Annotated in this window: 2 protein-coding genes; both read right to left on the reverse strand. The window is 70.3% G+C overall.

From position 1 onward, the window contains the following. Positions 1–1,000: tryptophan--tRNA ligase (gene trpS / locus DBR10_RS11665; protein ID WP_108556356.1), on the reverse strand; the 1,000-nt coding region annotated here is incomplete at its 3' end. 198 nt (positions 1,001–1,198) lie between these two features. Continuing rightward, positions 1,199–2,777: murein biosynthesis integral membrane protein MurJ (murJ, locus tag DBR10_RS11670; protein ID WP_233243387.1), on the reverse strand; the 1,579-nt coding region annotated here is incomplete at its 5' end.

Consider the following 2,777-nt stretch of genomic DNA (forward strand, 5'->3'; position numbering starts at 1 on the left):
CGCGGGCCCGCTGCGCGCCCTTGGCCAGGATGGCGTCGATCTCGGCCGGATCGGCCAGCAGGCGGCGCATGGTCTCGCCGACCGGGGCCAGCTTTTCGACCGCCAGTTCGGCCAGGGCCGGCTTGAACGTGCCGAAGCCCTTGCCGGCATAGTCGGCCAGCACCTGCGCCTTGGTCCGGCCGTCGAGGGCCGCGAAGATGCCGACCAGGTTGTCGGCCTCGGGGCGGGCCGTCAGCTCGTCCAGGGTCTCGGGCAGGGGCTCGGGGTCGGTGCGGGCCTTTTTCACCTTGGTGGCGATGGCGTCGGCATCGTCGGTCAGGTTGATGCGGCTGTAGTCGGACGGGTCCGACTTGCTCATCTTGGCCGACCCGTCGCGCAGGCTCATGACCCGCGCCCCCGGGCCCTGGATCAGCGGATCGGGCTGCGGGAAGAAGTTGGGCACCCCGCCCGGAATGCCGAAGTCGTGGTTGAACTTGGCGGCGATGTCGCGGGTCAGTTCCAGATGCTGCTTCTGGTCCTCGCCGACCGGCACGTGGGTGGCCTTGTAGATCAGGATGTCGGCCGCCTGCAGCACCGGATAGGTGTAGAGGCCCACCGAGCTGCGTTCCTTGTTCTTGCCGCTCTTTTCCTTGAACTGGGTCATGCGGTCCAGCCAGCCGAGGCGGGCGACGCACTGGAAGATCCAGGCCAGTTCGGCATGCTCGGGCACGGCCGACTGCGGGAAGATGGTGGCCTTGGCGGGATCGAGCCCGGCGGCCAGATAGGCGGCGGCGATCTCGCGGGTCTGCTGGGCCAGCAGGGCGGGGTCCTGCCAGACGGTGATGGCATGCAGGTCGGCCACGAAGATGAAGGTGTCCATCTCGTGCTGCAGGCGGGCGAATTTTACCAGCGCACCCAGATAGTTGCCCAGGTGCAGGGCCCCGGAGGGCTGCACGCCGGACAGGACGCGGGCGGGACCCGCATAGGCGTCGCTCGCGGCGACGGGAGCTTGGTCGGTCATGGCTTCAGCCTTGAAAGTCGTGATCTGGAAGGGCGAGCGCATCGCTGCGCGGGCCGCGCCGAAACGCGGCGGTCAAACTCAGCTGCAGCCGCGCCATCGCGCGGCGAAAGGACCGGTCGTCGCCATGCGGGCTGGTTAGCGCCCGGCAGGCCCGAGGGCAAGCCTCCCACCCCGTGCGGCGACGGGCGGGGGTGGGGCTCAGGCCTTGCCACGCCGCCCCAGGGCCGCCTTCGCCTCGGCCGGGGTCACCCCGCCGAGGGCCAGCAGCAGCAGCGGATAGACGACGGCGGCCAGGCCGCAGGTGCCCAGTACCGCGATCTCCTTGGGACCGATCCCGGCCAGGCTGAACCCGGCCAGCGGACCCTCGATCGCGGGACGGAAGGCCTGTGCGGCCGCCAGCAGGGCCCCCAGCACGAGGCTGGCCAGGGTCACCCGGATCAGCTTGCCCCAGGCCCTGGCGCTGGGCCAGTAGTCGCCGCGCCGGCCCAGGGTGAAGATCATCTGGCCGACATTGGTCCACGAGGCCACGGCGGTGGCGGCGGCGATGCCGGGCACGCCCATCACATAGAAGAGCGCGATGCCGAGGCCGATATTGACCGCCACCGAGATCAGGGCGAACCGCATCGGTGACTTGGTGTCGCCCCGCGCAAAGAAGCCCGGCGACAGCACCCGCAGCAGCACAAAGGCCGGGGTCGCCAGGCCGTAATAGAACAGCACGGCCGCCGTCGAGGCGACGTCGAAGGCATTGAACTCGCCGCGCCGGAACAGGCCGTCGATCAGGAAGTCGGGCATGGCGACCAGGGCGGTGGCCGCCGGCAGGGTCAGGGCCATGGCGAAGACGATGGCCTGGTCCATGGCGGCCTGGGCCTCGCCACCGTCCTTGGCCTGGACGGCGCGGGACAGGCGCGGCAGCAGGGCCACGCCGATGGCCACGCCCACCAGGCCGAGCGGCAGCTGGTACAGGCGGTCGGCCGTCGCCAGCCACGAGCGGGCCCCGTTGACATGGCTGGCCAGCACGGTCGAGACGAACACATTGACCTGCGAGGCGCTGGCGGCGATCGCGCCCGGCACGGCCAGGGCCAGCAGGGTCTTGATCTCCGGCGTCAGGCGCGGAAGCCGCCAGTGGACCTTGGCCCCGGACTTGTTGACCCCCCAGGCCAGCAGCGCCGCCTGGGCCACACCGGCCGCCAGGATCGCCCAGGAGGCGGCAAAGGCGGCGTCATGGCTGCTGCCCTGCGGCCAGATGGCGATCAGCATGATCAGGTTCAGCAGCACCGGCGCGCCGGCCGACAGGATGAAGCGGCCGCGGGCGTTCAGCACCCCCGACAGGTGGGCGACGATGGCCATGCACGGCAGATAGGGCATGGAGATCTGGGTCAGGGTGACGGCCAGCTTGAACTTGGCGGGCTCGGCCGCAAAGCCGGGGCTGATCACATACATCAGCCAGGGCATGGCCAGCTGGGCGGCGATCGTGATGCCGATGGTGGCCGCCGCCAGGGTGGCCATGGCATCGGCGGCCAGCTCGTCGGCCTTTTCCTCGCCGTCCTTTTCCAGGGCCTTGGAATAGGCCGGCACGAAGGCGGCGGCGAAGGCCCCTTCGGCGAAGATCCGCCGGAACAGGTTGGGGAACATCAGGGCGGTATTGTAGGCGTCGGCCGCAAAGGTGGCGCTGGCGCCCAGCCGGGCGGTGACCACCAGGTCGCGGGCCAGACCCATGAAGCGGCTGACCAGGGTCAGGGCCGAATAGATCATCGACGACCGGATCATCCCTCCGGCC

It is taken from the genome of Caulobacter sp. HMWF025 (assembly GCF_003060965.1).
Lineage (GTDB): Bacteria > Pseudomonadota > Alphaproteobacteria > Caulobacterales > Caulobacteraceae > Caulobacter.